The organism is Bacteroides stercorirosoris, from assembly GCF_900142015.1.
GTDB lineage: Bacteria > Bacteroidota > Bacteroidia > Bacteroidales > Bacteroidaceae > Bacteroides > Bacteroides stercorirosoris.
The window spans coordinates 1-1137 of sequence record NZ_FQZN01000087.1 but is presented as its reverse complement, the minus strand read 5'-3'; the positions used below and the strand labels follow the sequence as shown (position 1 = coordinate 1137).

At 48.5% G+C, this 1137-nt stretch carries 1 protein-coding gene; it reads right to left on the bottom strand.

What is annotated here, in order from left to right; all coding sequences use genetic code 11:
* Nucleotides 1-469 precede the first annotated feature (469 nt).
* Nucleotides 470-1137 (bottom strand): tyrosine-type recombinase/integrase (locus BUC01_RS24850; protein ID WP_073315217.1); only part of this gene is annotated, 668 nt, incomplete at its 5' end.

Below are 1137 nucleotides of genomic sequence, written 5' to 3'. Positions count from 1 at the left end.
GTGTTATGGGTGTTATCATGATATTTGTTGGGTTTTATCCATCATATGCACCGGCATTACCTTGTAGGTAACGGATACACACAGATACGATAAGAGGCAAGGCTCATAAAAGTCCGGTATATACAAGAATTTATACGTACATACAGTTCATGGCGTACAATATCCTGTTCCCGTCTTCGAATTTCGGAAACGGGTAAGGGAACTTATATACGAATCAGCACATGCAGAGGCTAATTACCATTAACTTCGTCAATCATCGGTTCATCCAACCTGTACACTGAAAAAAGAAACTTGTAGAACCTGTAGTATTTGTGCTCTAATATAAATTGTCGGTTAATTAATCCATGTAAACAGGCAAATAAAACATCTTTCTCTTGGCAGTTAGAAATATATTATCTACTTTTGCGCCATAATCACATCTCCGTTACCTACAAGGTAATTTCTTCACATTACACTACATATCAATGAATTACCATTTATCCACCGCATTAGACAACCCCTTGAATATGTAATTCATTATAACCTTGTTCGCCCGGTCCATCCGGCTATTTCCGAACCCTTTCATATACCCTTCGGTGGTGGTTACGGAAGCGTGTCCCAGCCCTTCGGAAATGACCTCGATGGGAATGTGGCAATACCTGCCCACCGTAGCCCATGTATGCCGCGCACTGTACGAAGTCACTTTGCCCTGTACCTTCTTCCACAGGGCAAGCGCACGCAGTCTGCTGTTAAGCAGGCGCAATATCCGCTGGTAATCCCTGTAAGCGGCCATACCCTCCAGGTTCCCGTCCAGAAAACAAAGCAGGTAGGGCGAAGTGCCGTCCCGGTTCCGGTAGCGTTCCAGTAATTGCATGGCACGGCCGTCCACACGGGCGGAAAGCGGCATACCCGTCTTCCGGCGGCGCAAGGTCAGATAACCGTCCTTCAGATCGGACTTCCGAAGGTGGGCAAGATCCACAAAGGGCATGCCGTGGAAACGGAACATCAGTTCCAGGCACGCGCGTGCCCATGCCATGCCGGGGGAAGTGATGTCAGGATCCCTTTCCACCAGTAACTTCTGCATATCGTCCCGTTCCAGCACACGACGGTGGTCCGCCTTGCGCCCGGTGAACACGTCACGGAACTGGTGGGGGATGA